Consider the following 26,024-nt stretch of genomic DNA (forward strand, 5'->3'; position numbering starts at 1 on the left):
CGTATCTGTCCTGCGCTCCTGCGGCTCACTGCGCCGTCAAGCACAAGCCCAAGTGCTTAACTATGCCCGCTGCACATCCATTCCTGCATATGCAGTCCACGGCATCGACGGCGGGGACGGAGGGGCCCAGCGCGCCGCCGGAACCGCGATGGCGCGGATTCTGACGGTGCCCCGCAGTAGATTGTATGTAGCCGGTAGCGGCTGCCACCGCTTCATTTACCTCACCCACAGCAGGAGACCGGAACCACCGTGCACCTCAAAAGCCTGACCGTCCGCGGATTCAAGTCATTCGCGTCCGCGACGACCTTTGAGTTCGAACCCGGCGTCACCGCCGTGGTGGGTCCCAACGGTTCCGGCAAGTCCAACGTGGTGGACGCCCTGTCCTGGGTGATGGGCGAACAGGGCGCCAAGACCCTGCGCGGCGGCAAGATGGAGGACGTCATCTTCGCCGGCACCTCCGGCCGGCCCCCGCTGGGCCGGGCGCACGTGTCCCTGACCATCGACAACAGCGACGGCGCCCTCCCGATCGAGTACAGCGAAGTCACCATCGCGCGCACGCTGTTCCGCACCGGCGGGTCCGAGTACGCCATCAACGGTGCCCCCTGCCGGCTGCTGGACATCCAGGAACTGCTCTCCGACTCCGGCCTCGGCCGGGAAATGCACGTGATCGTCGGACAGGGCCAGCTGGACAAGGTCCTGCACGCCACCCCCGAGGACCGGCGCGGTTTCATTGAGGAGGCCGCCGGCATCCTCAAGCACCGGCGCCGGAAGGAAAAGACGGTCCGGAAGCTGGAGGCCATGCAGGCCAACCTGGCCCGGCTCGGGGACCTGACGGCCGAGATTCGGCGGCAGTTGACGCCGCTGGGCAAGCAGGCCGCCGTCGCACGCCGCGCGCAGACCGTCCAGTTCGAGGTCCGCGACGCGCGGTCGCGGCTCCTCGCCGACGACCTGGTCCAGCTGCAGTCCACGCTTGCCCGGGACGTCGCGGACGAATCGGCGCTCAAGGCCCGGCGCTCCGTCGTCGAACGGGACCTGGACCTGGGCCGGCGCCGCCAGGCGGAACTGGAGCAGCAGGCCGCCGAGGCTACGCCTGCCCTCAACGCCGCCCGTGACAACTGGTATCGGCTCTCCTCCGGGCGGGAACGGCTCCGCTCCCTCGGATCGCTGGCCGAGGAACGCCGGCGCCTGCTCGGCGCCGCGGACCCGGGACCCGCGACGGGCCGGGACCCCGACCACCTGGACCAGCAGGCCGCCCGTGTCCGGACCGAGCAGGCCGGGCTGGAAGAGCAGATCCGGCTGCGGCGGGACGCGCTCGCGGACGCCACCGCCGCCAAGCAGGAGGCCGAGGCCGCGTCCGCCGCCGAATCCAAACGCCTCGACGCCCTGTTGCGGGCCGCCGCGGACCGGCGCGAGGGCCTGGCCCGGCTGGCCGGGCAGGTCGGCGCGGCCCGTTCCCGGGTCGAATCCGCGCAGGCCGAGGTGGGCAGGCTGCGCGAATCACTGACCGCCGGCGAGGAACGTCGGCGCCAGGCCCAGACTGAATTCACCGCCCTGGAGTCCCAGGTGGCGGGAGTCGAAGACGGGGAAGAGAGCCTCGACGCCGAGTACGAGGCTGCCAGCGAGGCACTCGACGCCGTCACCGCCGAGATCGACGCGCTGAAGGCCGCCGAACGCGATGCCGACAGGGAACGCGGTGCACTCGCGGCCCGGCACGAGGCCCTGCAGCTCGGCCTGAACCGCAAGGATGGCTCCGGCCACGTCGCCTCCTCCGGCCTCGCCGGGATTCTCGGCCCGCTCGCGTCGATGCTGGCCGTCGAAGCCGGCTACGAGGCCCCCATCGCGGCGGCGCTGGGCCACTGCTCCGACGCTGTCGTGGTGGCCGACCGGGCCGCGGCCACCGCCGCGCTCTGCCTGCTCCGGGAAGAGGACGCCGGCCGTGCGTCGCTGCTGCTCGCCGCGGCCGGTGCCGGGAGCCGGGACGACGTGCCCTGGACAGCGGCGCTGCCGGCCGGGGCACGCCCGGCGGCCGGACTGGTTGCTCCGGCGGCCGACGCGGCGGACGCCGTGCCCGTGCGTGGGCTGCTGGACCGGCTGCTGGCCGGCACCGCGGTCGTCGAGGACGACGACGCCGCCGCGTCCCTGCTGGCCGACCACCCGGAGCTGACCGCCGTCACCCGGGCGGGGGATGTCTTCACCGCGCTTGCCGTCCGCGGCGGCTCGGCTTCGGCCCCGTCGCTGCTGGAGGTACAGGCCGCCGTCGACGACGCCGCCGCCCGGCTGGCCGCCGTGACCGCGGAGCTGGAACGCACCCGCTTCGCCTTGGCGGCCGCGGAGCCCCGGCGGGCGGAGGCGCAGGAGCGCGCGGACGCGGCCCTGGACAAACTCCACGAGTCCGATGCCCGGCTCGCCGCCGTGGCCGAACGCCTGGGGCACCTGAATTCCGTGCTCCGCAGCGCCGTGGGGGAGAGCGAACGCCTGGCCGCCTCCCTGGCCCGCGCCGAGGCCGCCGTCGCGGTCGAGCAGGGTGCCCTGGAAACGGTGGCCGCCCGGCTGGCCGCCGCGCAGGAGGCCCCCGCGGAGGAGGAACCTTCCCAGGACCAACGGGACGCCCTCGCCCAGGCCGCGGCCGCGGCCCGCGCGGCCGAGATGGAGGCCCGGCTGGGCCTTCGCAGCGCCGAGGAACAGCTCACTGCCATCAGCAACCGTGCCTCCTCGCTGGAACGGGCCGCCGCCACGGAGCGGCAGGCCCGCGCCGAGGCAGCCGAACGCGCCCGCCGCCGCGCCCTGCAGGCCCGCCGCGCCGCCGCCGTCTCGGCAGCCGTCGCCCACGTGGCCCGCTTCCTGGACGTGTCGGTCGAGCTGGCCCGCGTGGACCGGGACCTTGCCGAGGAGCGCCGTACCCGGCTGGACCAGGAACTGGCGGAGGTTCGGACCGGCAACGACGCCCTGGCCCGCGAACTGGCGGAACTGACCGACTCCGTACACCGGGACGAGCTGGCGCGGGCCCAGCAGCGACTCAAGATCGAGGCACTCGAGCTGCGCAGTGTCGAGGAACTCGGGCTCAGCCCGGACCAGCTGGTCGGGAGCTTCGGCCCGGAGCAGCCGGTGCCGGTGCCGGCGGAGGAGACCGGGGACAAGTGGGCGGCCCTGCGTGCGCCCGTGGACGAGGACGGCCGCGCCATCCTTGAGGGCAAGCCCTTCGTGCGGGAGGAGCAGGAGAAACGGCTGCGGAAGGCCGAGCGGGACCTCGCCGCCCTGGGGCGGGTGAACCCGCTGGCCCTGGAGGAATTCGCCGCGCTGGAGGAACGCCACCAGTTCCTCAGCACCCAGCTTGAGGATCTCAAGGCCAGCCGCAAGGACCTGCTGGACATCATCAAGGACGTCGACGACCGGGTCCAGAAGGTCTTCGCTGAGGCCTTCGAGGACACCGCCCGGCAGTTCGTCCGGGTCTTCGCCCGGCTCTTCCCGGGCGGTGAGGGACGGCTGGTGCTGACCGACCCCGGCGACATGCTGACCACCGGCATCGAGGTGGAGGCCCGCCCCGCGGGGAAGAAGATTAAGCGCCTCTCGCTGCTCTCCGGCGGCGAGCGGTCCCTGACGGCCGTGGCGCTGCTCGTGGCCATCTTCAAGGCCCGGCCCTCGCCGTTCTACGTCATGGACGAGGTGGAGGCGGCCCTTGACGACACCAACCTGGGCCGGCTCATCACGATCTTTGAGGAGCTCCGCGAATCGAGCCAGCTGATCGTGATCACCCACCAGAAGCGCACCATGGAGGTCGCCGACGCCCTCTACGGCGTCACCATGCGCGGCGACGGCGTCTCCACCGTAATCAGCCAGCGGCTCGGCGCCGAGGTCTGAGCCGGGGTCGATTGGGCCGCTGACCGGCGGCTTTAGCGGTTATGAGAAGCTAGGGGAGTGAACGACATCCTCCCTATCATCCTGCCCATTATCGTTGCCCTGGTGGTCATCGGTGCCCTCATTCCGGTGCTCGTGCGGACCCGGAGGAACATCACCAACTACCCCACGCAGCGTGACGCCAACGACCCCGTCCAGGGCACCGGCGGCGGGACCCTGCTGGAGGACCGGACCGGCGCCCCCGCCCGGGACACCGAAGGCCTCGAGGACCTCGGAACCGTGGAGGTGCCGGACGACGCCGCCGGCCTGGAGACCGTCCCGGTCGAGACGCCGCTGCCGGTCGCCGGCCGGCTGACCCGGCTGCGCGAACGCCTCGCCAAGTCCAACAACGTCCTCGGCAAGGGCTTGCTGGCCCTCCTGTCCTCCGACAAGATCGACGAGAACGTCTGGGACGAGGTCGAGGAGACCCTGCTGCTCGCGGACCTGGGCACCGAGCCGACCATGCAGTTGGTGGACGCCCTCCGCGCCCGCGTCAAGGTCCTGGGCACCCGTTCCCCGGAAGAGGTCAAGGCGCTGCTGCGCGAGGAACTGCTCAAGCTCATCGACCCGAGCATGGACCGCAGCCTGAACGTCCAGCGCCACGCGGACAAGCCGGCCGTGATGATGGTCGTCGGCGTCAACGGCGTCGGCAAGACCACCACCGTCGGCAAGCTGGCCCGCGTCCTGGTCGCCGAAGACAAGGACGTCCTGCTCGGCGCGGCGGACACCTTCCGCGCTGCCGCCGCCGAACAGCTGGCCACGTGGGGCCAGCGGGTCGGCGTCCCCACGGTCAAGTCCGACATCGACGGCGCGGACCCCGCCTCCGTCGCCTACGAGGCCGTCAAGGCCGGCATCGACCAGGAAGTCGATGTCGTCATGATCGACACCGCAGGCCGCCTGCAGAACAAGGTCGGCCTGATGGACGAACTCGGCAAGGTCAAACGCGTCATTGAGAAGCTCGCCGAGGTCGACGAGGTGCTGCTGGTCCTGGACGCCACCACCGGCCAGAACGGACTGAACCAGGCCCGGGTCTTCGCCGAGGTCGTCAACATCACCGGCATCGTGCTCACCAAGCTGGACGGCACCGCCAAGGGCGGCATCGTCGTCGCGATCCAGAAGACCCTGGGCGTCCCGGTCAAGCTCGTGGGCCTGGGCGAAGGCGCGGACGACCTGGCCCCGTTCGACGCCGACAGCTTCGTGGACGCGATCCTGAACTAGCGCGATCCTGAGCTGGACCGGTCGCCCTAAGCGGCCGCCGGGGCTGCCGGCCGGAACGTCTCCCGCGCCAGCAGCCATCCGGCGGCCGCGGCCAGCAGCACCCCGCCGGTGACGCCGAAGGCCCAGCCGTAACCCAGCCGGTCCGCCAGCAGGCCGGCGATCACCGGCCCCACGATCGCGCCGCTGTCCTGCGTCATCTGGAACACCGCCAGCACCTTGCCGCCGGAGCGTTCGTTGCCAATCACGTCCGCGATCGCCGCCTGCTGCGCCGGGCCCAGCAGGCCGGAGCCGATGCCGGCGACCGTGGAGGCCAGGAGGAACAGCGGCAGATCGTGCGTCAGGCCGATCGAGGCGGTGGCCAGGCCGGTGACCACCAGGCCCGCCAGCATCATCGGCTTCCGGCCGGCGGAATCCGCGAGCCGTCCCGAGAAGGTCAGCGCCACGGCGTTACCCGCGGCGAACACCGCCAGCGCCCAGCCCGCGGAGGACGCCCCGGCACCGAGGGCCGCGACGGCGAACAGCGGCACCGTCGCCATCCGCACCCCGAACGTTGCCCAGCCGTTCGCGAAGCTGGAGGCCAGCCCGGCCCGGTAGGCGCTGTCCCTCACCGCGTCGCGCAGCAGCATGGCCGGGGCGGCCGTGCCGACCTCCCGGGACCCGGAGGGGACGTGCGTGAGCTGGGTCTGGACGACGGCGGCAGCCAGCACCAGCGCGGCGGCGTAGGCCAGGAACGGCACCCGCAGGCCGAATCCCGCCAGCAGGCCGCCGACGATCGGGCCGCAGACGTTGCCGATCAGGAAGGCCGAGGCGTACGCGCCGGAAACCCGGCCGCGGCTCTCGGGCGGGGCCAGCCGGACCACCAGGGCCATGGACGCCACCGTGAACATCACCGAGCCGGCGCCGCCGAGGCCGCGGAACACCAGCAGCTGCCAGTAATCCTGGGCGAAGGCACACGCCGCCGTCGACGCCGCCACGATCAGCAGCCCGGCGACGTACACCGGCCGCTCGCCCAGCCGCACGATCAGCGCGCCGCCGGCCGGGGCGAACACCAGCCGCATGAAGGCAAAGATGCTCACGATCACCGCTGCCGCCGTCGCCCCGACGTCGAACGTCGTCGCGAACTGGGGGAGCACCGGCGCCACCAGCCCGAAGCCCAGCGCGATCAGGAAGGCCGCGGCCAGCATCACCTTGATGTCGCGGGGGAGCCGCAGTCCGCGGGAGGGGCGCAGGGCGGAGAGAAGGCTGGAATCCCTGGCGGGACGGGCTGTTTTGCTCATGGTGCTGCTTTCGATGCCTGGATGAGGCCGGTGGGGGGATGGGTCCGCGTGAAACACAACCGTAACAAGCGCGAGACGCACCATTTACTTCCGGGAGGTTCTTGTAACAGCCCGGCAATCTAAATCCCGAGCCGGTGAAACACTACGCCAGCAGACTCTTTGTAGAACGCAAAATGCGTTGAACTTGCGGACTGGATCCGCACCTAAGAGCAAGAGAGGACGCAGACCATGGAACTCACCGCGGGTCTCGTTTGGCTCCTGGTCGCAGCAGCGCTCGTGCTGTTCATGACCCCGGGCCTGGCATTTTTCTACGGCGGCATGACGCGCGCCAAGTCAGCCTTGAACATGATGATGATGAGCTTCGTCGCCATCGGCACGGTCGGCATTGTCTGGGTTCTGTGGGGCGCCTCCATGGCCACCAGCAACGAAGACAACTTCTTCCAGATCTTCGCCAACCCCTTCAGCCACTTCGGGCTGCACAACTTCACCGACCCGGCGGACCTGCTGAAGGTCGGATACGCCGCAACCTTCGCGATCATCACCGTGGCCCTGATCTCCGGTGCCGTGGCCGACCGCGCCAAGTTCTCCGCCTGGGTCATCTTCACCCCGATCTGGGCAACCCTGGTCTACGCCCCCATGGCCTTCATGGTCTGGGGCGGCGGCCTCTTCTCCAAGGACGGCTGGTTCGGCCAGACGTTCGCCCCCGTGATCGACTTCGCCGGCGGCACCGTGGTCCACATCAACGCCGGTATCGCCGGCCTGATCCTGGTCCTGGTCATCGGCAACCGTAAAGGCTTCGGCAAGGACCCGAACCACCGCCCGCACAACATCCCGTTCGTCATGCTCGGTGCCGCCATCCTCTGGTTCGGCTGGTTCGGCTTCAACGCCGGCGCCGCTGCCACGGTCGAGCAGGCCGGCCTGATCTGGGTCAACACCCTCGCCGCCCCCGCCGCCGCCATGCTCGGCTGGCTCGCCGTGGAGCGGTTCCGTGACGGCCACCCGACCTCCCTCGGTGCGGCATCCGGTGTGGTCGCCGGCCTCGTCGCCATCACCCCGGCCTGCGCCAACGTCTCCCCGCTGGGCGCCATCATCCTGGGTGTCGTCGCCGGTGTCGCCTCCGCCCTGGCCGTCGGCCTGAAGTTCAAGTTCGGCTACGACGACTCGCTCGACGTCGTCGGCGTCCACCTGGTCTCCGGCGTCGTCGGCACCGTGGCCATCGGCTTCCTGGCCACCCCGTCCCAGGGCACCGCCGGCCTCTTCTACGGCGGCGGCAGCACCCAGCTCGTCGCCCAGGCCCTGGCCGCCCTGTTCTCGATCATCTTCACCGCCGTGATGACCTTCATCATCGCCTTCCCGATCCACAAGCTGATGGGCTTCCGGGTCTCCCAGGAGCAGGAAGTCGTGGGCGTGGACCTCAGCCTGCACGCCGAGACCGCCTACGAGTTCGGCCTCAGCGGCCGGGGCGGCAGCTTCCAGCCGCTGCACGAAATCATCACCGGCAAGTCGCTCGGCGGCGAGGCCGTCCAGCTCCCGGCCGAGGACATCGCCGGCGTCCCGCAGCACGGCAAGCAGACCGCAGCAGGCAAAGAAAGCGTGGAAGCATGAAACTGATCACCGCCATCGTCCGACCGGAAAAACTCGACGCCATCCGTGAAGGCCTGGAAGCCTACGGGGTGCAGGGCCTGACGGTCAGCGCGGCCAGCGGCTACGGCCGGCAGCGCGGCTACACCGAGGTCTACCGCGGCGCCGAGTACAATGTGGACCTGCTGCCGAAGATCCGGGTGGAGGTACTGGCCACCGACGAGCAGGCCGATGACATCCTCGACGTCATCATCGCCAGCTCCAACACCGGCCGGGCCGGCGACGGCAAGGTCTGGACCATGGACGTCTTCGAGGCGGTCCGGGTCCGCACCGGCGAACGCGGCGCGGCCGCCATCTAGCTGCAATCCCTCCAGCCGCGGACCGACTCAGCGGAACGCGAATGAGGGTTGCGAACAACGGGCCGGGCACCTGAACAGGTGCCCGGCCCGCTTTTGTGTTCAGCCGGGTGACCTAGGTAGGCCAGCCCTCGGGGCCCGGGGTGCCGGCCGGGTATTCCTCCAGCGGCACGCTGTCCCTGGCCCAGGCCTTGATGACCGGCGCCACGATCCGCCAGCAGTCCTCGGCGGTGTCGGCCCGGACCGAGAGCAGCGGGTCGCCGCTGAGGACACCCTCGAGGACTTCGCCGTAGGGGAGCAGGTCCGAGGCGCTCAACTCCGCCTTCAGGGTGGCCCGGTCCAGGCTGAGCACGTTCCCGGGGCCGTTGACGTCGACGTCGAACTGCAGGGTGTCGGGGCCGAAGCCGATCCGCAACTGGTTGGGGGAGTCGACGCCGGTGAACCCCTTGGGCAGGTGTGGCACCGGGCGGAACGTCACGATGGCCTCCTTGCGCATGGAACCGAGTGCCTTCCCGGACCGGAGCATGAACGGCACGCCCTGCCAGCGCCAGTTGTCGATGTCCACCCGGACCTCGGCGAGGGTCTCGGTGTTCCGGGACGGGTCGACGCCCTTTTCCTTCGCGTAGTCGGGAACCCTTCGGCCATCGATCGAGCCGGCCGAGTAACGGGCCCGGCGGGTGTTCTTTGCGTAGGGGGCCTTGATGCTGCTGGCCCGCAGGAGGGTGGCGACGGCGTCCCGCAGGTCCCGTTCGTCCACTGAGGCCGGCGGCTCGATCGCCATCAGGGCCATGATCTGCAGCAGGTGGCTCTGGATCATGTCCCGCAGCGCGCCCGCCCCGTCGTAGTACCGGGCCCGGCCCTCGAGCGCGAGGTCCTCGTCGAAGATGATTTCCACCTTCTCGATGTGCTCCCGGTTCCAGACCGGCTCCAGGAAGGTGTTCGCGAAGCGGAGGCCCAGGATGTTCAGGACCGTGGCCTTGCCCAGGAAGTGGTCCACCCGGTGAATGTGGTCCTCGGGCACCAGGGCGGCGAGGGTCTTGTTCAGGTGCCGGGCCGATTCCTCGCTGGAGCCGAAGGGCTTCTCCATCACCAGCCGGGTGCCGGCGGGGACTTCCTCCGGGGTCAGTGCCTCGCAGGCCAGCTGGCTGATTTTCGGCGGCAGCGCGAAGTACACCGCCACCGGGCCCTCCAGCCCGGCCAGCAGGGACGCCAGTTCGCCGCCCGAGGTGACGTCCAGGCGGTGGTAGCTGGTGGAGGTGCGGATCCGCTTGAGTTCGCGTTTGCCGTCCGTGTTGGCCTGCGAGTTTGCGTCCGCGAAGGCGGTGTCCAGCCGCTCCAGCCACTGCTCCTGGCTCCAGTCGTCGGAGCCGGCGCCCACCAGGGTCAGGCCGGCGGCATGGCCGCGGGCCACCAGCCGGGCCAGGCCCGGGAGCAGCAGCCGGCCGGTCAGGTCGCCGGACGCGCCGAGGATGAGCAGGGTCTTTACCGTCGGTTCACTGGTCACCTACGCCAGCATGCCACCTCCGAGCCGGGTCTTGGTACCCTAGATAGTCGAGTCCCGTTGTCGGGCCGGTTCGTTCCGGCGAGACAGTTCCGACACTGGCGCGCCGTTCCGGCCGCCAGCTGCAGATCCACTGAAAGAAGTGCACGGCGCGTGTTCAATTCACTCTCTGACCGGTTGACAGCAACCTTCAAGAACCTTCGCGGCAAGGGCCGCCTGACCGAGGCCGACGTCGACGCCACGGTCCGGGAGATCCGCCGTGCCCTGCTTGACGCCGACGTCGCCGTGCCGGTGGTCCGCGAATTCACCTCCCGCGTGCGCGAGCGTGCCCTCGGCGCCGAGGTCTCCGGCGCGCTGAACCCCAGCCAGCAGATCGTGAAGATCGTCAACGAGGAACTCGTCGAGATCCTCGGCGGCGAGACCCGCCGGATCCGGCTGGCCAAGACCGGCCCCACCATCATCATGCTCGCCGGCCTCCAGGGCGCCGGTAAGACCACCCTCGCCGGCAAGCTCTCCAAGCACCTGAAGTCCCAGGGCCACAGCCCCATGCTGGTGGCCTGTGACCTGCAGCGCCCCAACGCCGTTACCCAGCTGCAGGTCGTCGGCCAGCGCGCCGGCGTACCGGTGTTCGCCCCGCACCCCGGCGCCACCTCCACCGAGCTGGACCACCCGGCCGGCGACCCGGTCGCCGTCGCCCGCGCCGGCGTCGAGGAAGCCAAGCGCACCCTGCACGACGTCGTGATCGTGGACACCGCCGGCCGCCTCGGCGTCGACGCGGACATGATGGAGCAGGCGCGCCAGATCCGCCGGGCCATCGTCCCCAACGAAGTCCTGTTCGTCATCGACTCGATGATCGGCCAGGACGCGGTCAACACCGCCATGGCGTTCGACGAGGGCGTCAACTTCACCGGCATCGTGCTCTCCAAGCTCGACGGCGATGCCCGCGGCGGTGCCGCGCTCTCCGTCGCGTCGGTCACCGGCAAGCCGGTCATGTTCGCCTCCACCGGCGAAGGCCTGGACGACTTCGAGCTCTTCCACCCGGACCGCATGGCCTCCCGCATCCTCGACATGGGCGACGTGCTCACCCTGATCGAGCAGGCCGAGAAGTCCTGGGATAAGGACGAAGCGGCCCGGATGGCAAAGAAGTTCGCCGACCAGGAAGACTTCACCCTCGAGGACTTCCTCGCCCAGATGCAGCAGATCCGCAACATGGGCTCGATGAAGAAAATGCTCATGATGATGCCCGGCGCGCAGAACATCCGGCAGCAGCTCGAGCAGTTCGACGAGCGCGAAATCGACCGGGTCGAGGCGATCGTCCGGTCCATGACCCCGCACGAGCGGGTCGCGCCGAAGATCATCAACGGTTCCCGCCGCGCCCGCATCGCCCGCGGCTCGGGCGTGCACGTCTCCGAGGTCAACGGCCTGCTGGAACGCTTCGCCCAGGCGCAGAAGATGATGAAGAAGATGGCTGCCGGCGGCGGCATTCCGGGGATGCCCGGGATGCCGGGCATGGGCGGCGGGGCCCGCAAGGGCAACAAGCCCGCGCCCAAGAAGAAGGCCCGCTCCGGCAACCCGGCCAAGGCCGCGCAGGAGCTCAAGGACGCTGAGGCACGGCGCGCAGCCGGCGCCAAGGCCGTCCCCACCGGCGCCTCCTTCGGCCAGCAGGGCGACTTCGATCCGTCCCAGCTGAACCTGCCCAAGGGCTTCGACAAGTTCCTCGGCGGCAACAAGTAGCGACACGCTGCGGCTGGCCACGGCGTATGTCGCGGCCCCGTTGACGGACCCGTGGAATAGGCTTGGAGCATGTTCAAGGAGCGCGTAGTTTTCGTCCACGGGGCCGGCAGTTTCGGTGCCGCGGCGTGGCCGAAACAGCACGGCATGGCGCTGGCCTATGACGCGCTCTTCCTCCGCCGGCACGGCTTCGACCCGGTGGCCGAGCCGCTGGAAACCGACTTCGCGGCCGACGCCGGGATCGTCCTCGGCGCCCTGGCCGACGACGGCCGCGGGGCCGCCGGAGGCCACGTCGTCGCTCACTCCCAGGGCGCCATCGCCGCGATGATGGCCGCCGTCGAACGGCCCGACCTGGTCCAGTCCCTCACGCTGGTGGAACCGGCTTGCCTGTCCCTGACGGCGGAACTGCCGGCCACCGCCGCGCACCGGACCCTGATGGAACCGCTCTTCGACGTCCGGCACAGCCTGAGCGACGAGGACTTCCACCGCGAATTCGTCCGCCGGGTGTTCGCCGCCCACGCCCCGCTTCACGGCGCCGCCGGGGAAGTCGCGGTGGACAACGCCCGGGAGGCGCGGCGGCTCCGGCTGCAGGCGCCGGCTTGGGAGGCGCCCCTGCACATCGTCCCCGGCGTCCCCACGCTGGTCCTCACCGGCGGCTGGGAACCGTTGTACGAGGAGATCGCCGGCTACCTCGTGGAGACCGGCGCCCGGCACCGCACCGCCTCGGGCGGGCACCGGCCGCAGGACTCGCCGGAAGGGGACCGGGCGATCCGCTCCTTTATCGCCGACGTCGTCCGCAGCCGGCACGCCCGCGCCTCCTAACCCGCCCCTCGTTACTCCGGGCCTCCTAGCCCCAGCCTGCTAGTCCCGGGCGGCCCCCATCCCAGGATCCGGCAGGTAGACCTTGCCGCCGGAGGCGAGGAACTCCTCGCTCTTCTCCCGCATGCCCGCGTCGGCCCGGGTCGCCTGCGCCTCGGCGGAACCAAACTCATTCCGGATGTCCTGGCTGATTCGCATCGAGCAGAACTTGGGCCCGCACATGGAACAGAAGTGCGCCGTCTTGGCCGGCTCGGCGGGCAGCGTCTCGTCGTGGAAGGCCTCGGCGGTGACCGGGTCCAGGGACAGTGCGAACTGGTCCCGCCAGCGGAACTCGAAGCGGGCCTTGGACAGGGCGTCGTCCCGCTCCCGCGCGCCGGGGTGGCCCTTCGCAAGGTCAGCGGCGTGGGCGGCGATCTTGTAGGTGATCACGCCGGTCTTCACGTCGTCCCTGTTCGGCAGGCCCAGGTGTTCCTTGGGCGTGACGTAGCAGAGCATGGCCGTCCCGTACCGGGCGATCTCGGTTGCGCCGATGGCGGAGGTGATGTGGTCGTAGCCGGGGGCGACGTCGGTCACGAGCGGACCCAGGGTGTAGAACGGCGCCCCCTTGCACAGCTCCTGCTGGCGTTCCACGTTTGCCCGGACCAGGTGGAACGGGACATGGCCCGGGCCCTCCACCATCACCTGCACGTCGAATTCCCAGGCCCGCTGCGTGAGCTCGGCGAGGGTGTCCAGTTCGGCGAACTGCGCGGCGTCGTTGGCATCCGCCGTCGACCCCGGCCGCAGCCCGTCGCCGAGGGAGAACGCTACGTCGTACTTCGCGAAGATTTCGCAGAGCTCGTCGAAGTGGGTGTACAGGAAGTTCTCCCGGTGGTGCGCCAGGCACCAGCCGGCCATGATGGAGCCGCCGCGGGACACGATCCCGGTGACCCGGTTGGCCGTCAGCGGCACGTACCGCAGCAGCACGCCGGCGTGAATGGTCATGTAGTCCACGCCCTGTTCGCACTGCTCGATCACGGTATCCCGGAAGATTTCCCAGGTCAGTGCGTTCGCCTCGCCGTTGACTTTCTCCAGGGCCTGGTAGATCGGGACGGTGCCGATGGGCACGGGGGAGTTGCGGATGATCCACTCGCGGGTGGTGTGGATGTCATCGCCGGTGGAGAGATCCATGACGGTGTCGGCGCCCCACTGGGTGGCCCATTGGAGCTTGTCCACCTCCTCCTCGATGGAGCTGGTGACCGCCGAGTTGCCGATATTGGCGTTGATCTTCACCAGGAAGGCCTTCCCGATGATCATCGGTTCGGACTCCGGGTGGTTGATATTCGCCGGAATGATGGCCCGGCCTGCGGCGAGTTCGCTGCGGACCAGTTCGACGTCGCAGTTCTCGCGCAGCGCCACGAAGCGCATCTCGGGGGTCACCACGCCCTGCCGCGCGTAATGCATCTGGGTGACGGTCCGGCCGGGGAGGGCCCGGCGCGGTGCCGGGGGAGCGCCGCGCCACTCCGCCGAGGCGGCCCCGCGGCGGACCGCGGACTTGCCGTCGTCGAGAAGGCTGCGCTCCCGGCCGGAGTAGGGCTCGGTGTCCCCGCGGCCGGCAATCCAGTCGGCCCGGAGCGGCGGCAGGCCCGCCACCGGGTCGCTGCCCGGCCCCGCCGTGCGGTAGGCCCGGAACGGAGGATTCGGGGTGCCGCCGGGGGACGGTTCCAGGGCGATGTCGGTCACCGGGACCCGCAGGCCGTCGCCTTCGATGTAGGCCAGCATGTGCGATGCGAGGGCAGGGCTGTGCTGGGAATTTGTGGTGCTCAAGGGTTACTCACTTCCTTCGCCGGCATTACCCGGACAGGTTCAACGGTCGCAGGCTGCCTCAGCCCGATCTCAGCCCCTGCAAGGGCTCCCGTGTGGTCGTAGACGAAGCTATCACAGGGCCCCGGACGGGGCTCCAAGGTTTCCGCCGCGCGCGATTAGGCTGGGACCCATGAGCGGCATCATCGAATTCACCGGGTCCGTCCTCACCGCCGTGGACCGGGAGCGGCGCGGCCTGTGGTCCGTGGACGGGGTGCTGACCTTCGACCGTCCGGAGGCGGCGCCGGACCAAGTCATCGACGGGTGGGTAATCCCGGGACTGGTCGACGCTCACTGCCACATCGGGCTCGGGCCCGGCGGTGACGTGGACGCCGCCGTCGCCGAAACGCAGGCGCGCACGGACCGTGACGCCGGGACCCTGCTGGTCCGCGACGCCGGGGCGGTGCATGACACCCGCTGGATCCAGCAGCGGCGGGACCTGCCCCGGATCATCCGCGCCGGCCGGCACATCGCCCGGAGCCGTCGCTACCTGCGCGGCCTCGCCGTCGAGGTGGACCCCGGTGACCTGGTCGAGCAGGTCCGGAAGCAGGCGCGGGCGGGCGACGGCTGGGTCAAACTCGTGGGGGACTGGATCGACCGCGACGCCGGGGACCTCGCCGCAAGCTTTCCCGCCCGCACCGTCAGGGACGCCGTCAGCGCCGCCCACGACGAGGGCGCCCGGGTCACCGCGCACTGCTTCGCCGAGGACACCCTCGATGACATGCTCGACGCCGGGATCGACTGCATCGAGCACGCAACCGGGCTGCTGCCCCGCCATCTTCCGCGTTTCGTCGACCACGGCGTGCCGATCGTCCCTACCTTGATCAACATCGCCACCTTCCCGGACATCGCCGCGCAGGCCGAACCTAAGTTCCCGCGCTACGCCGCCCACATGCGCGCGCTCTGGGAACGCCGGGCCGAGCGGGTCCTCGAGGCCCACGAGGCCGGGGTGGCCATCTACGCGGGCACCGACGCCGGGAGCGTCATTGCCCACGGGCGGATCGTCGACGAGTTGGAGGCACTGCATGCCGCCGGACTGAGCGCGGCCACCGCCCTCAGCGCCGGCGCCTGGTCCTCCCGGGCCTGGCTGTACGCCGCCGGAATCGCCGAGGGTGCGCCCGCCGACGTCCTGGTCTGCGCCGCTGACCCGCGGCGGGATCTCTCCACGTTGCGGAATCTGCGCGCCGTCATCCTCCGCGGGGACGTCATCGGCGCGGCATCCGCGGAATAAATTGAAGCTTCAAGTAATTTTATCTGGTGAGAGCCGCCGAACGACGGCTGAACCCCACAGCACCGGAGTGATGCAATGACCACCAACGCCGCCACCCAGGACCTCTTGCCGGCCGACCTCTCGATGGGCACCGTGATGCTCAAGGTCGGCGACCTGGCGATGATGACCGACTATTACCAGCGCGCCCTCGGCCTGGAGGTGGTGGCCGAGCAGGGCGGCGGCCTCTACCTCGGACGCGGCCAGACGCCGCTGGTGCACCTCGCGCCGGCCCCGGGACTGAACCTCCCCTCCCGGGGCGAGGCCGGGCTCTTCCACACCGCCCTCCTGTTCGAGGACCAGGCGGCGCTGGCCGCCACCGTCGCGACCGCCGCCCAGTACGATCCCCGATTCTTCACCGGCAGCGCGGACCACCTGGTCAGCGAGGCCTTCTACTTCAACGACCCCGAGGGCAACGGCATCGAGTTGTACTGGGACCGTCCGCGCGAGGAATGGTCCTGGGATGGCGCGAATGTTGTCATGGACAGCCTGGCACTGCCGCCGCAGCGTTACCTGGAGCAGCACCTCACCGAGGCGTCGCTCGCCGGCCAGCACGAAACCGGCGCCGGCGTCGGGCACGTCCACCTCCAGGTCGGCGACGTGAAGGCGGCCCACGACTTCTACGTCGGGACCCTGGGCTTCGAAAAGACCGCAGGCTGGCAAGGCCAGGCGCTTTTCGTCTCGGCGGGCGGCTACCACCACCACATGGCCATGAACATCTGGAACAGCCGCGGCGCCGGCCCCCGGCGCGACACGCTGGGCCTGGGCGAGGTGCTGATCGAGGTGCCCTCCGGGGACGACGTCGGCGCCCTCGCGGACAGGCTCAAGGTCGCCGGCGTTGCGTCCCACCACACCGGGGCCGAGCTCCGGTTTGACGACCCCTGGCGCAACCGGATCCGGGTCGCCGTCCGCTGACCGGCCATCGGGCCGTCAGCCGATAGGCTGGGTCGACGCCACACGCCGCGGCCCCCGGGCCGCCCGAAATCCAAGGATGAGCCCCGTGGGATTTACCGAAGTCTTCGTCGCCACCCATGACGCCGCGCTCAAGCGGGCCGCCGCACTCGCCGGGGGCGCCCCCGCCGGCCCGGACGCCGTTCGGATCGAGGACATCAGCGACTACGAGATCGAACGGCTGGGGGACCTCGCCGGCACCGCCGTCCACGCCGCCGGTGCCGACTACGAACTCGCGATGGTCGACGTCTCCAGCGACGCCCTACTCGGCGTGCCCGCCGCCATGGTCCGGACCCTCGCCGAGCTGCTCAGCTACGAGACCGACGAGGGCGAAAGTGTCCTGGCCGATGTCGCCGGGCAGTGGGCGGCCGAGGAGGACATGCCCTTCGGTGCCGCCGAGGCCCTCGGCCACGCCCGGCGGATCGCGGAGCTCGCCTCCGCCGTCGACCCCGCTGCCCGCACCGAACTGTACGTCTGGACCGCCTGAGCCGGACTGCGGCGCCACCCGCGGCGGCCCGCCGCGGGTGTCAAGTCGAAATCGGCGCGGTGATCTGGCACAATGATCAGGTACTTGATCTGCGTGGCCCCTCTCTCCGCGTCTGGATCTTGTCCTTTTAGAACCCCCTAGTATGGCCCGCCCCACGGGTGCAGAACGCCGGGTTCGACCCCGTTTCAGAAACAGGAGTGACCACAAAAGTGGCCGTTAAGATTCGCCTTAAGCGCTTCGGCAAGATGCGCGCCCCGTACTACCGCATCGTCGTCATGGACTCACGCTCCAAGCGTGACGGCCGTGCCATCGAGGAGATCGGCAAGTACCACCCGACCGAAGAGCCCTCGTACATCGAGGTCGACTCGGACCGCGCCCAGTACTGGCTCGGCGTCGGCGCTCAGCCGTCCGAGCAGGTTGCCGCGATCCTGAAGATCACCGGTGACTGGCAGAAGTTCAAGGGTCTGCCCGGCCAGGAAGGCACCTTGAAGACCAAGGCTGCCAAGGAAGGCTTCGTAGCCCCGGAGAAGGGTTCCGTCATCATTCCGGAAGCCATCACCAAGAAGGCCAAGAAGGACGACGCAGCCGAGGCCCCGGCCGACGCCGAAGCAGAGACCACCGAGGCTGAGTAACTTGCTGGCAGACGCGCTCGAACACCTGGTCCGCGGGATTGTAGACAGCCCCGAGGACGTCAAGGTCAGTGCCAAGAACAACCGCCGGGGGGACACCCTTGAGGTGCGCGTTCACCAGGACGACCTTGGCCGGGTGATTGGCCGCCAGGGCCGGACCGCACGCGCACTGCGCACCGTGGTTGCGGCACTGGCAGACGGTGAGCCGGTGCGGGTCGACGTCGTCGACACCGACCGCCGCCGGTAGCGCAGCCAGCACACGCTTGATCTCTGTCCGGCCCCTCCACCAGCATTGGTGGAGGGGCCGGACTGTTTTGCGCACACTGCGCCCCCACAACGACCCATCCTTCCCATCCCCGAACAAGAGGACAGCATGCAGCTTCAGGTGGCACGAATCGGCAAACCCCACGGCATCCGCGGCGAGGTCACCGTCCAGGTGCTGACCGACGCCCCCGGTGACCGGTTCGTCCCGGGCACCCAGTTCGTCGTGGAGCCCGCGTCCGCCGGCCCGCTCACGGTCGAGAGCGCGCGCTGGAACAAGGACATCCTGCTGCTGGCATTCGAGGAGGTGGAGACCCGCAACGATGCGGAGGCCCTGCGCGGCGCCAAGCTCTTCATCGAAACCGAAGAACTCGACGAGGACGACGACGAGGGCTGGTACGAGCACGAACTCGTCGGCCTGGACGTCCGGGTGGGCAACGAGGTGGTGGGCACGGTCTCCGCGCTGCACACCATGCCCGTCCAGGACCTGCTGGTGGTCAAGGACCGCGCCGGCAAGGAAATCCTGATCCCGTTCGTGGAGCAGATCGTCCCCGAGGTCAACGTCGCCGAAAAGTACGTCCTCGTCACCCCGCCGGCGGGCCTGTTCGAGGTCAACACGGACACCGCCGCGACCCCCGACGACGGCGACTCCGCCGACAGTGCCGCCGAGGACGCAGACGGGGACCGCGCCTAAGATGCGGATCGACGTCGTCAGTATCTTCCCCGAGTACCTCGCCCCGCTGGAGCTGTCCCTGATCGGGAAGGCCCGGCAGGACGGACTGCTGAAGCTCACCGTCCACGACCTTCGGGACTTCACCACCGACCGGCACCGCACCGTCGATGACACCCCGTACGGCGGCGGCGCCGGCATGGTCATGAAGCCGGAACCGTGGGCCCAGGCGCTCGGTGCCGTCGCGGGCACTGCGGCGGCAGGGGAGGGTGAGCTCCGGAAACCTGTGCTGATTGTCCCCTCGCCCGCGGGGGAGCGCTTCACCCAGGCCATCGCGCACGAGCTCGCCGAGGAGGAGCAGCTGGTCTTCGCCTGCGGCCGGTACGAGGGCATCGACGAACGCGTCCTCGAATGGGCGGCGGACCACTTCACCGTCCGCCCCATGAGCCTGGGCGACTACGTGCTCAACGGCGGCGAGGTGGCGGTCCTGGCGATGGTCGAGGCAATCGGGCGGCTGCTGCCCGGCGTCGTTGGCAACCCCGAATCCCTCGTGGAGGAATCGCACTCCGACGGGCTGCTGGAGTACCCGGTCTACACCAAGCCCTCCAGCTGGCGCGGCCGGGACGTCCCCGCCGTGCTGCTCAGCGGCAACCACGGCAAGATCGCCCAGTGGCGCCGGCACGAACAGTACCGACGGACCGCGGAGCGCCGCCCCGACCTGCTCGAGGCGTTCGACGCCGGGACGTTGCCCCGCGCGGACCGCACCGCGTTCGCGGACCTCGGGTACGACATCGAAGACGGCCGGCTCCGCCGTCGCGCCGACGCCTGAGCACGGCCTGACACGGGACTTTCCCGCCGCCGTCGTGCGTCCGGGGGAGTCCGCGGATTCAGCAAAAGCCGCCATTCTGTGGCAAAATAAGTCCTTGTGCCTGCTGGGTGCGAACCTGCCACAGGGGGAGCGTCACCAACAGCGCGGCACCCCGGCCCGGTCAATTCCTGACTGGACCGGAACGACATATTTTCGGCGGTGATTTCCGGGCGCGACTGCGGCCGGGCTTGGCTGCCGTGACCCAACGTGAATGACCTGTGGCGTTCACCAGGAGTGGATCAATGCATATCCTCGATTCCGTCGACGCAGCCTCGCTGCGCAACGATGTTCCCGAGTTCCGCGCGGGTGACACCATCAAGGTGCACGTGAACATCATCGAAGGCAAGAACTCCCGTGTCCAGGTTTTCCAGGGCTTCGTCCTGGGCCGCCAGGGTGACGGCGTCCGCGAGACCTTCACCGTCCGCAAGGTTTCCTTCGGTGTCGGCGTGGAGCGTACCTTCCCGGTGCACTCCCCGATCATCGACAAGATCGAGCTCGTCTCCAAGGGTGACGTGCGCCGCGCCAAGCTTTACTACATGCGTGCACTGCGCGGTAAGGCTGCGAAGATCAAGGAAAAGCGCGACTTCCAGACCGCCAAGTAAGTCCCCGGACTTACTCCGCGGATCCACGGCCGGCCCGGGTCACCCCGAGCCAGCGCCACTGCGCCGATCAAGCACTTCACGCGTCAGGGGATGTGGACCATGGAACAGCCAGAACGCCGGCCCAGGAAACTGGGCTGGCGTTTTGTGCTTCTGGGCCTGGTGCTGGCCGTCGCCATCAGCGGCCTGGTCCGTTCCCTGTGGCTGGACGTGTACTTCATCCCGTCCGCCTCGATGGAGCCGCTGCTGCGCGACGGGGACCGGATCCTGGTCTCCCGCACCGACTTCGCCGCCGACCCGATCCGCCGAGGCGACGTGGTGGTCTTCGACGGCCGCGGGTCCTTCGCGCCGCTGAACAGCGGGGCGGGCCCGGCAGCGGAGCTGCTGGCCGGGGCGGGGTACTGGCTGGGCATCACCGGCAGTGACACCACCTACGTCAAACGGGTCATCGGGTTGCCGGGGGACAGGGTGGTCTGTTGCGACGGGTCCGGCAAGCTCACAGTCAACGGCCAGCAACTTAGTGAACCGTATATATATCCCGGCGATGAGCCCAGCACCCTGAAGTTCGACGCGATCGTCCCGGCGGGGCGGCTCTGGCTGATGGGGGACCACCGGTCCAAGTCGGCCGATTCCAGGGGGCTGCTGGGGGCTCCCGGCGGCGGCATGGTGCCGCTGGACCGGGTGATCGGCCGGCCGGTGATGATCATCTGGCCGCTTGATAGATTTGCTGCACTACCGCGGCCCGACGCGGCCGCCACGACGACACAGAACGGACAGTAGATGCCCGAGACCGGACCCCGGACCCCTGAGCCCCACGGCCAGGCCGAACCCCGGGTGACGTCCGCGCCCATTCCCGACGGCGAACACCCGACGACGCGGCTCCCGGTCGTGCCGAAGACGTCTGCCGACGAGACGCCCGTCGACGGGACGTCGGCGGAGGCTCTCCGGCGTGAAGCGCCGCGTGTCCCGGAACGGGCGGCCGGTGTCGCGCAGGACGGTCCCTCCCATGCGGGCCCGACGTCTGCCCGGGCGCGCCGGGCGTTGGCCCGCGAGGGCCGCAACCCCGTGCTGGTTTGGCTCCGGGAGATCGCCACCGTGGTGGTCATCGCCGTCGTGCTTTCCTTCTTGATCAAGACCTTCCTGTTCCGGGCCTTCTACATCCCGTCCGAGTCGATGATGAACACGCTGGACGTCAATGACCGGATCTTCGTGAACCTGTTGGTGCCCCAGCCGATCGCCCTGCAGCGCGGCGACGTGATCGTCTTCCGCGACACGAAGAACTGGCTGGCCCCCGCGGCGCCGAAGCCGGTGGGTCCCATGACCGGGGTGCAGAACGCGCTGACGTTCGTGGGGCTGTTGCCGGACAATTCGGAGCAGCACCTGGTCAAGCGCGTCATTGGGCTGCCGGGCGACCACGTCATCTGCTGCGACGGCAGCGGCCGCCTGACCGTCAACGGCAAGGCCCTGGACGAGAAATACATCAACAGTTCAGAGGTCCCGCAGGTGCGGACGTTCGACGTCGTGGTTCCCGCCGGCAAGGTCTGGGTGATGGGCGACAACCGCAACCACTCGGCCGACTCCCGCGCCCACATGGAAACCGACGGCGGCTTCATCGACATGGCGGACATCGAGGGCCAGGCCGCCGTGATCGCCTGGCCGCTGAACCGCGTCAAGGCACTGGACAACTACCCGGACGTCTTCACCGGCGTTCCCGCCCCGTCCGGCACCCCCAGCAGCGCCCCGGCAGGAAAGTAAGGCAAGAGCAGTGTCCGTCGCACCAACCCTGGACTACGAACGCCGCTTCGAGGCCTCGGGCGCACGGTTGCTTGCCGGCATCGACGAGGTCGGCCGCGGGGCGCTGGCCGGCCCGGTCAGCGTGGGGATCGCCGTCATCGACCTGCAGCGGCAGAAACTGCTCGCCGATGTGCGGGACAGCAAGCTGCTGAAGGTTTCCGAACGCGAACGCCTGGAGCCGCTGGTCCGCGCCTGGAGCGTCGCGTCCGCCGTCGGGCACGCCTCTGCCGCGGAGATCGACGCTCTGGGGATCATCGCCGCGCTGAGGCTCGCCGGCAACCGGGCCTGGGCCGCCGTGATCGCCGCCGGCGTGACGCCCGAGGTGGTGCTGCTCGACGGCAGCCACAACTGGCTGACGACCCCGGCGCAGGCCTCCCTCTTTGATGAGGGGCCGGCGGAGCCCGGCTGCGACGCCCCGGTCCACACCCTGGTCAAGGCGGACATGCAGTGCCTCTCCGTCGCCGCGGCGTCCGTGCTGGCCAAGGTCGAACGCGACCGGCAGATGGCCGCCCTGCACGAGGAATTTCCGGCCTTTGGCTGGAACGAGAACAAGGGCTACGGCACCGCCGCCCACAAGGACGCCCTCCGCACCGCCGGGCCCAGCCCCTACCACCGGGTGAGCTGGCAGCTGCTGGGCGACTGAGGCCCGGCCTCTTGGCTGTGGCGCCCGTCCGTGGCGCGCGGCCTGCGCCCGATGGTGCAAGATGGAACCATGAGTGCCGAAGACCTGGAAAACTATGAAACCGACATGGAGCTGCAGCTCTACCGCGAATACCGCGACGTCGTCGGGCTCTTCAGCTACGTCGTCGAGACCGAACGGCGCTTCTACCTGGCCAACCACGTCGACCTGCAGGCCCGCAGCGCCGACGGCGAGGTCTACTTCGACCTGACCCTGCAGGACGCCTGGGTCTGGGACGTCTACCGCTCCGCCCGCTTCGTCAAAAGCGTCAGGGTCATCACCTTCAAGGACGTCAACGTCGAGGAACTCCCGCGCAACGAGGAACTCGCCCTGCCCAAGGTCGAGGACCTGGGTAACTAGTCAGCCCGTTTTACCCGGCCTCGCCCCTCTTGCTGGTCCCCTGACCGGAGTTACCCACATAGTGTGACCTGCGGGTATTGCAGTCTCTGAACGCCGTCCACGCTGGAGGGATGAGAGCCAAAGACGTATTGGGCCGCCGCGGCGAGGATCTGGCGGCCGGTTTCCTGGAGGACCAGGGGATCAGGGTGGTGGACCGGAACTGGCGTTGTCCCGCTGGCGAGATCGACATCGTCGCGCTCGACGGCGACGCCCTGGTCATCGCCGAGGTCAAGACCCGCCGCTCGCTGGCGTTCGGGCACCCGTTCGAGGCTGTCGGTGCCGAGAAGCTTGCCCGGTTGCACCGGCTCGGGTCCGCCTGGTGCCGGGAGCATGAGCTGCGGATGCCGCTACGCCGGGTGGATGTCATCGCCGTGCTCGACGACGGCACCGGCGAGGCCGCCATCGAACACCTCAAGGGGGTGGGGTAGATGGCGCTCGGCCGGACCTATGCCGTGGCCCTGGTGGGCCTCAACGGGTACATCGTCGAGGTCGAGGCGGACATCGGGCAGACGCTGCCTGCATTTGTGATCCTCGGGCTGCCCGACGCGTCGCTGAACGAGGCCAGGGAGCGGATCCGCTCCGCCGCGCAGAACTCCGGCATCCCCCTGAGCCGCCGCAAGATCACCGCCAACCTCATCCCCGCGTCGCTGCCCAAACGAGGCTCCGGGTTCGACCTGGCCATTGCCATGGCCGCGTTGCTGGCGGCCAACGATATCCGGTCCACGGGACGTCACGTCTTCCTCGCCGAATTGGGCCTGGACGGCCGGCTCCGCCCCGTCCGCGGGATCCTCCCGGCCGTCATGGCCGCCGTCCGCGCCGGCTACCCGGACGTGGTCGTGGCCCTAGCCAACGCAGCCGAGGCCGAACTGGTCCCCGGCGCCAGAGTCCGCGCCTACACCACCCTGGCCAGGCTGGCCTTCGACTTCGGCGCGGACCCGCAGGACCTGGCCCTGGACGCCGACCCGGGGGAAGAACCCGACGACGGCGACGGACACGTGGAGCCTGCGATGGTGCCGGACATGGCCGACGTGTCGGGCCAGGCCGAGGGACGGCGGGCCCTGGAGGTGGCGGCCGCGGGGGCGCACCACGTGCTGCTGACCGGGCCGCCGGGTGCCGGCAAGACCATGCTGGCCGAACGCCTGCCCGGGCTGCTGCCGGACCTCGGCGACCAGGAGGCGATGGAGGTCACCGCCATCCACTCGCTCAGCTCCCTGACCACATCGGCCGTGACGCTCCGGCGCAGGCCGCCTTACGAGAGCCCCCACCACACTGCCACCCCGGCCGCCATCATCGGCGGCGGTTCCGGCCTTCCCCGACCCGGCGCCGCGTCCCGGGCCCACCGCGGCGTGCTGTTCCTGGACGAGGCGCCCGAGTATGAACGCCGGGTCCTGGACGCCCTGCGGCAGCCGCTGGAAAGCGGCGAGCTGATCCTCCATCGCGCCGCAGGCACCGCCGCCTACCCGGCCCGCTTCCAGCTAGTCCTGGCCGCGAATCCCTGCCCGTGCGGCAAAGCCTCGGGGAAGGGTGTGGAGTGCACCTGCACCCCGACGATGCGCCGCCGGTACTTCGCCCGGCTGTCCGGGCCGTTGCTGGATCGGGTCGACATCCAGCTGGACGTCGAACGGGTAGCGCTTGCCGACTTCGGTGCGCCCCGGGCGGAGGAAGCATCGGCCGCCATTGCCGCCCGGGTCAGGGCGGCGAGGGACACCCAGCTTGACCGGCTGCGGCCGCTCGGCTTCGAGACCAACGCCCAGGTTCCCGGCCGGGTGCTCCGCGGTGGGCTTCGGCTGGGCGCCCACCACACCGGAATCCTGGACCGCGCCTTGGAACGCGGCTCCCTCACCGCCCGGGGCTACGACCGGGTACTGCGCCTTGCATGGACGGTCGCCGATCTGGCCGGCCGCGGCAGCCCCGATGCCGACGACGTCGGCCAGGCCCTGGCCCTGCGGCAGTCCACCGGAGCAACCCCATGACAGCGTGTCCGATTCCGAGGAGAGCAACATGACCGCCAACGAACGCACCGCCCGGGCCGCCCTGTCCCGGCTGATGGAACCGCAGGACGCCGCCGGCCTGGCCCTCGTGCGGGCGGTTGGTGCGGAGGATGCGCTCCGGATCGCCACCGGCCAGCTGAAGCCCGGCCCGTCTCTGGAACAGGAGATCACCGGGCTGCTGGCGGACGCCGGTGCCGGCGGCGGCTGGTTGGGCCTGGGTATGGCGCTCAAACGCTGGGCACCCCGCGTCCCGGACCTCGCCCCGGCACGGGACTTGGCTACCATGCAGCGGCTCGGCGGAAGGCTGCTAATCCCCTCCGACCAGCTGTGGCCGGCGCAACTGGCGGATTTGGGGCTGCAGGAGCCGCTGTGCCTGTGGTGGCGGGGCGTGGAGCAGGAGTTACCTCCTCCGACGAAGGCTGTCGCCCTCGTCGGGTCGCGGGACAGCACCTCCTACGGCTCCTCCGTTACCGCCGATCTAGCCTACGCCCTGGCTCAGCGCGGTTTCACCATCGTCTCGGGCGGGGCCTACGGGATCGACGCCCACGCCCACCGGGCCGCTTTGGCCGGGGCCACCGGCCTGCCGACGATCGCGGTGATGGCCGGGGGAGTGGACCGCTTCTATCCGTCCGGGAACGAGGACCTACTCCGCACGGTGGCCAACCAGGGCGCGGTGCTGGCCGAGGTCCCTCCCGGCTCCGCGCCCACCAGGTACCGCTTCCTGCAGCGCAACCGGATCATCGCCGCCCTGGCCGGGGCCACCGTGGTGGTGGAGGCGCGCTGGCGCTCCGGCGCCCTCAACACCGCCCACCACGCCGAAACCCTCGGCCGGTCGGTCGGCGCCGTCCCCGGATCGGTCCACAGTGCCAACTCCGCGGGCTGCCACCGGCTGCTGCGGGAGGGCGGGGCGGTGTGCGTCACGGATGCCGCGGAGATCGCCGAACTCGTCTCGCCCAGCGGTGACTCCCTGCCGGACCCGGCAGCGGGACGGTCGGAGGCCCACGACGGGCTGACCCTGGAAGACCTGATCCTCCTCGACGCGCTGCCGTTGCGGGTCACCAGCACCGTGGAGAAACTGGCGGTCGTCGCCGGGCTAAGCCCCGAGTCCGTCCGGGCCGGCCTGGGACGGCTCGGCCTGGTGGGCCTGGCCGAGTCCCGCCACGGTGGCTGGAAACGCTCGGCGGCGGCGGGTTAGGGCAGACGCCGTGCATCC

24 protein-coding genes and 1 riboswitch are annotated in these 26,024 nt (G+C 70.0%); of the genes, 21 read left to right on the forward strand and 3 right to left on the reverse strand.

The annotated features are described in order from the left end of the window. Positions 1-249: 249 nt before the first annotated feature. Both smc and ftsY read left to right on the forward strand, forming a co-directional pair. Positions 250-3,858 (forward strand): chromosome segregation protein SMC, encoded by a 3,609-nt coding sequence (smc, locus tag QWJ39_RS09370; RefSeq protein ID WP_290257523.1) that lies wholly within the window; start codon positions 250-252, stop codon positions 3,856-3,858. Between the two features lie 57 nt (positions 3,859-3,915). Next, positions 3,916-5,112, forward strand: a complete 1,197-nt coding sequence (gene ftsY / locus QWJ39_RS09375) for a signal recognition particle-docking protein FtsY (protein WP_290257525.1) — start codon at positions 3,916-3,918, stop codon at positions 5,110-5,112. Positions 5,113-5,138: 26 nt separating this feature from the next. Here the strand turns inward: ftsY and QWJ39_RS09380 are convergent, their stop codons facing one another. After that, a complete protein-coding gene (locus QWJ39_RS09380) occupies positions 5,139-6,389 on the reverse strand; it encodes an MFS transporter (protein WP_290257527.1) in 1,251 nt (416 codons plus the stop codon). Between the two features lie 228 nt (positions 6,390-6,617). Between QWJ39_RS09380 and QWJ39_RS09385 the strand changes: the two genes are divergently transcribed. Continuing rightward, positions 6,618-7,994 (forward strand): ammonium transporter, encoded by a 1,377-nt coding sequence (locus QWJ39_RS09385; RefSeq protein WP_290257528.1) that lies wholly within the window; start codon positions 6,618-6,620, stop codon positions 7,992-7,994. Continuing rightward, complete coding sequence (locus QWJ39_RS09390; protein ID WP_136322366.1) at positions 7,991-8,329, forward strand: P-II family nitrogen regulator; 339 nt, start codon at positions 7,991-7,993, stop codon at positions 8,327-8,329. The genes QWJ39_RS09385 and QWJ39_RS09390 overlap by 4 nt, the downstream gene beginning before the upstream one ends. Positions 8,330-8,441: 112 nt before the next feature. Here QWJ39_RS09390 and QWJ39_RS09395 read toward each other — a convergent pair whose 3' ends face one another. Next, positions 8,442-9,830: a glucose-6-phosphate dehydrogenase gene (locus QWJ39_RS09395; RefSeq protein ID WP_290257532.1), complete on the reverse strand. Its 1,389-nt coding sequence runs from the start codon at positions 9,828-9,830 to the stop codon at positions 8,442-8,444. A 150-nt stretch (positions 9,831-9,980) separates the two neighbouring features. Here QWJ39_RS09395 and ffh point away from each other — a divergent pair, with 150 nt between their 5' ends. After that, on the forward strand, positions 9,981-11,561 hold the full coding sequence (ffh, locus tag QWJ39_RS09400) for a signal recognition particle protein (protein ID WP_290257533.1): 1,581 nt from the start codon (positions 9,981-9,983) through the stop codon (positions 11,559-11,561). Positions 11,562-11,630: 69 nt separating this feature from the next. Next, on the forward strand, positions 11,631-12,380 hold the full coding sequence (locus tag QWJ39_RS09405; RefSeq protein ID WP_290257534.1) for an alpha/beta fold hydrolase: 750 nt from the start codon (positions 11,631-11,633) through the stop codon (positions 12,378-12,380). 39 nt (positions 12,381-12,419) lie between these two features. Here the strand turns inward: QWJ39_RS09405 and thiC are convergent, their stop codons facing one another. Beyond that, positions 12,420-14,135 carry a phosphomethylpyrimidine synthase ThiC gene (gene thiC / locus QWJ39_RS09410; RefSeq protein ID WP_290257877.1) on the reverse strand — a complete coding sequence of 572 codons (1,716 nt, stop codon included), beginning with the start codon at positions 14,133-14,135 and terminating at the stop codon, positions 12,420-12,422. 39 nt (positions 14,136-14,174) lie between these two features. Then, positions 14,175-14,282: riboswitch (TPP riboswitch) on the reverse strand. Between the two features lie 67 nt (positions 14,283-14,349). On the opposite strand from thiC, the gene QWJ39_RS09415 reads away from it, so the two are divergent. The 15 genes from QWJ39_RS09415 (at position 14,350) to dprA (ending at position 26,006) form a co-directional block, all read left to right on the forward strand. Continuing rightward, positions 14,350-15,447 (forward strand): amidohydrolase family protein, encoded by a 1,098-nt coding sequence (locus tag QWJ39_RS09415; protein WP_290257535.1) that lies wholly within the window; start codon positions 14,350-14,352, stop codon positions 15,445-15,447. Between the two features lie 75 nt (positions 15,448-15,522). Further along, positions 15,523-16,398, forward strand: coding sequence for a VOC family protein (locus tag QWJ39_RS09420; protein ID WP_290257536.1), 876 nt, complete (start codon positions 15,523-15,525; stop codon positions 16,396-16,398). Between the two features lie 85 nt (positions 16,399-16,483). After that, positions 16,484-16,921, forward strand: coding sequence for a hypothetical protein (locus QWJ39_RS09425; RefSeq protein ID WP_290257537.1), 438 nt, complete (start codon positions 16,484-16,486; stop codon positions 16,919-16,921). 209 nt (positions 16,922-17,130) lie between these two features. Next, positions 17,131-17,553, forward strand: coding sequence for a 30S ribosomal protein S16 (rpsP, locus tag QWJ39_RS09430; protein WP_290257538.1), 423 nt, complete (start codon positions 17,131-17,133; stop codon positions 17,551-17,553). Position 17,554: 1 nt separating this feature from the next. Then, complete coding sequence (locus tag QWJ39_RS09435; protein ID WP_290257539.1) at positions 17,555-17,797, forward strand: RNA-binding protein; 243 nt, start codon at positions 17,555-17,557, stop codon at positions 17,795-17,797. A 126-nt stretch (positions 17,798-17,923) separates the two neighbouring features. Then, positions 17,924-18,505 carry a ribosome maturation factor RimM gene (rimM, locus tag QWJ39_RS09440; RefSeq protein ID WP_290257540.1) on the forward strand — a complete coding sequence of 194 codons (582 nt, stop codon included), beginning with the start codon at positions 17,924-17,926 and terminating at the stop codon, positions 18,503-18,505. A 1-nt stretch (position 18,506) separates the two neighbouring features. Continuing rightward, a complete protein-coding gene (gene trmD / locus QWJ39_RS09445) occupies positions 18,507-19,310 on the forward strand; it encodes a tRNA (guanosine(37)-N1)-methyltransferase TrmD (protein ID WP_290257541.1) in 804 nt (267 codons plus the stop codon). Between the two features lie 281 nt (positions 19,311-19,591). After that, a complete protein-coding gene (gene rplS, locus QWJ39_RS09450; protein ID WP_056738299.1) occupies positions 19,592-19,951 on the forward strand; it encodes a 50S ribosomal protein L19 in 360 nt (119 codons plus the stop codon). Positions 19,952-20,050: 99 nt separating this feature from the next. Then, entirely contained in the window at positions 20,051-20,728 is a 678-nt protein-coding gene (gene lepB / locus QWJ39_RS09455) for a signal peptidase I (RefSeq protein ID WP_290257543.1), read from the forward strand. Next, positions 20,729-21,703, forward strand: coding sequence for a signal peptidase I (lepB, locus tag QWJ39_RS09460; protein ID WP_290257545.1), 975 nt, complete (start codon positions 20,729-20,731; stop codon positions 21,701-21,703). A 10-nt stretch (positions 21,704-21,713) separates the two neighbouring features. Continuing rightward, the gene (locus QWJ39_RS09465; protein WP_290257547.1) at positions 21,714-22,385 is read left to right on the forward strand and encodes a ribonuclease HII; all 672 of its coding nucleotides are present in this window, start codon (positions 21,714-21,716) and stop codon (positions 22,383-22,385) included. A gap of 69 nt (positions 22,386-22,454) precedes the next feature. Next, positions 22,455-22,781, forward strand: coding sequence for a DUF2469 domain-containing protein (locus QWJ39_RS09470; protein ID WP_290257548.1), 327 nt, complete (start codon positions 22,455-22,457; stop codon positions 22,779-22,781). 110 nt (positions 22,782-22,891) lie between these two features. Continuing rightward, complete coding sequence (locus tag QWJ39_RS09475; RefSeq protein ID WP_290257549.1) at positions 22,892-23,248, forward strand: YraN family protein; 357 nt, start codon at positions 22,892-22,894, stop codon at positions 23,246-23,248. Continuing rightward, the gene (locus QWJ39_RS09480) at positions 23,249-24,793 is read left to right on the forward strand and encodes a YifB family Mg chelatase-like AAA ATPase (protein ID WP_290257550.1); all 1,545 of its coding nucleotides are present in this window, start codon (positions 23,249-23,251) and stop codon (positions 24,791-24,793) included. A gap of 28 nt (positions 24,794-24,821) precedes the next feature. Then, the gene (gene dprA / locus QWJ39_RS09485; protein ID WP_290257552.1) at positions 24,822-26,006 is read left to right on the forward strand and encodes a DNA-processing protein DprA; all 1,185 of its coding nucleotides are present in this window, start codon (positions 24,822-24,824) and stop codon (positions 26,004-26,006) included. Positions 26,007-26,024 lie beyond the last annotated feature (18 nt).

Origin of the sequence: Arthrobacter sp. YD4 (assembly GCF_030410515.1) — a bacterium.
In the GTDB taxonomy this organism is placed as follows: Bacteria; Actinomycetota; Actinomycetes; order Actinomycetales; family Micrococcaceae; genus Arthrobacter.

Bases quoted from the DNA above. Each gene is read 5' to 3' on its own strand.
- QWJ39_RS09470 (WP_290257548.1), top strand. From the start codon at position 22,455: ATGAGTGCCGAAGACCTGGAAAACTATGAAACCGACATGGAGCTGCAG.
- lepB (WP_290257543.1), top strand. From the start codon at position 20,051: ATGGAACAGCCAGAACGCCGGCCCAGGAAACTGGGCTGGCGTTTTGTG.
- rimM (WP_290257540.1), top strand. From the start codon at position 17,924: ATGCAGCTTCAGGTGGCACGAATCGGCAAACCCCACGGCATCCGCGGC.
- QWJ39_RS09415 (WP_290257535.1), top strand. From the start codon at position 14,350: ATGAGCGGCATCATCGAATTCACCGGGTCCGTCCTCACCGCCGTGGAC.
- QWJ39_RS09390 (WP_136322366.1), top strand. From the start codon at position 7,991: ATGAAACTGATCACCGCCATCGTCCGACCGGAAAAACTCGACGCCATC.
- QWJ39_RS09420 (WP_290257536.1), top strand. From the start codon at position 15,523: ATGACCACCAACGCCGCCACCCAGGACCTCTTGCCGGCCGACCTCTCG.
- QWJ39_RS09385 (WP_290257528.1), top strand. From the start codon at position 6,618: ATGGAACTCACCGCGGGTCTCGTTTGGCTCCTGGTCGCAGCAGCGCTC.
- lepB (WP_290257545.1), top strand. From the start codon at position 20,729: ATGCCCGAGACCGGACCCCGGACCCCTGAGCCCCACGGCCAGGCCGAA.
- QWJ39_RS09475 (WP_290257549.1), top strand. From the start codon at position 22,892: ATGAGAGCCAAAGACGTATTGGGCCGCCGCGGCGAGGATCTGGCGGCC.
- rplS (WP_056738299.1), top strand. From the start codon at position 19,592: ATGCATATCCTCGATTCCGTCGACGCAGCCTCGCTGCGCAACGATGTT.
- dprA (WP_290257552.1), top strand. From the start codon at position 24,822: ATGACCGCCAACGAACGCACCGCCCGGGCCGCCCTGTCCCGGCTGATG.
- QWJ39_RS09405 (WP_290257534.1), top strand. From the start codon at position 11,631: ATGTTCAAGGAGCGCGTAGTTTTCGTCCACGGGGCCGGCAGTTTCGGT.
- QWJ39_RS09380 (WP_290257527.1), bottom strand. From the start codon at position 6,389: ATGAGCAAAACAGCCCGTCCCGCCAGGGATTCCAGCCTTCTCTCCGCC.
- thiC (WP_290257877.1), bottom strand. From the start codon at position 14,135: ATGCTGGCCTACATCGAAGGCGACGGCCTGCGGGTCCCGGTGACCGAC.
- trmD (WP_290257541.1), top strand. From the start codon at position 18,507: ATGCGGATCGACGTCGTCAGTATCTTCCCCGAGTACCTCGCCCCGCTG.
- QWJ39_RS09480 (WP_290257550.1), top strand. From the start codon at position 23,249: ATGGCGCTCGGCCGGACCTATGCCGTGGCCCTGGTGGGCCTCAACGGG.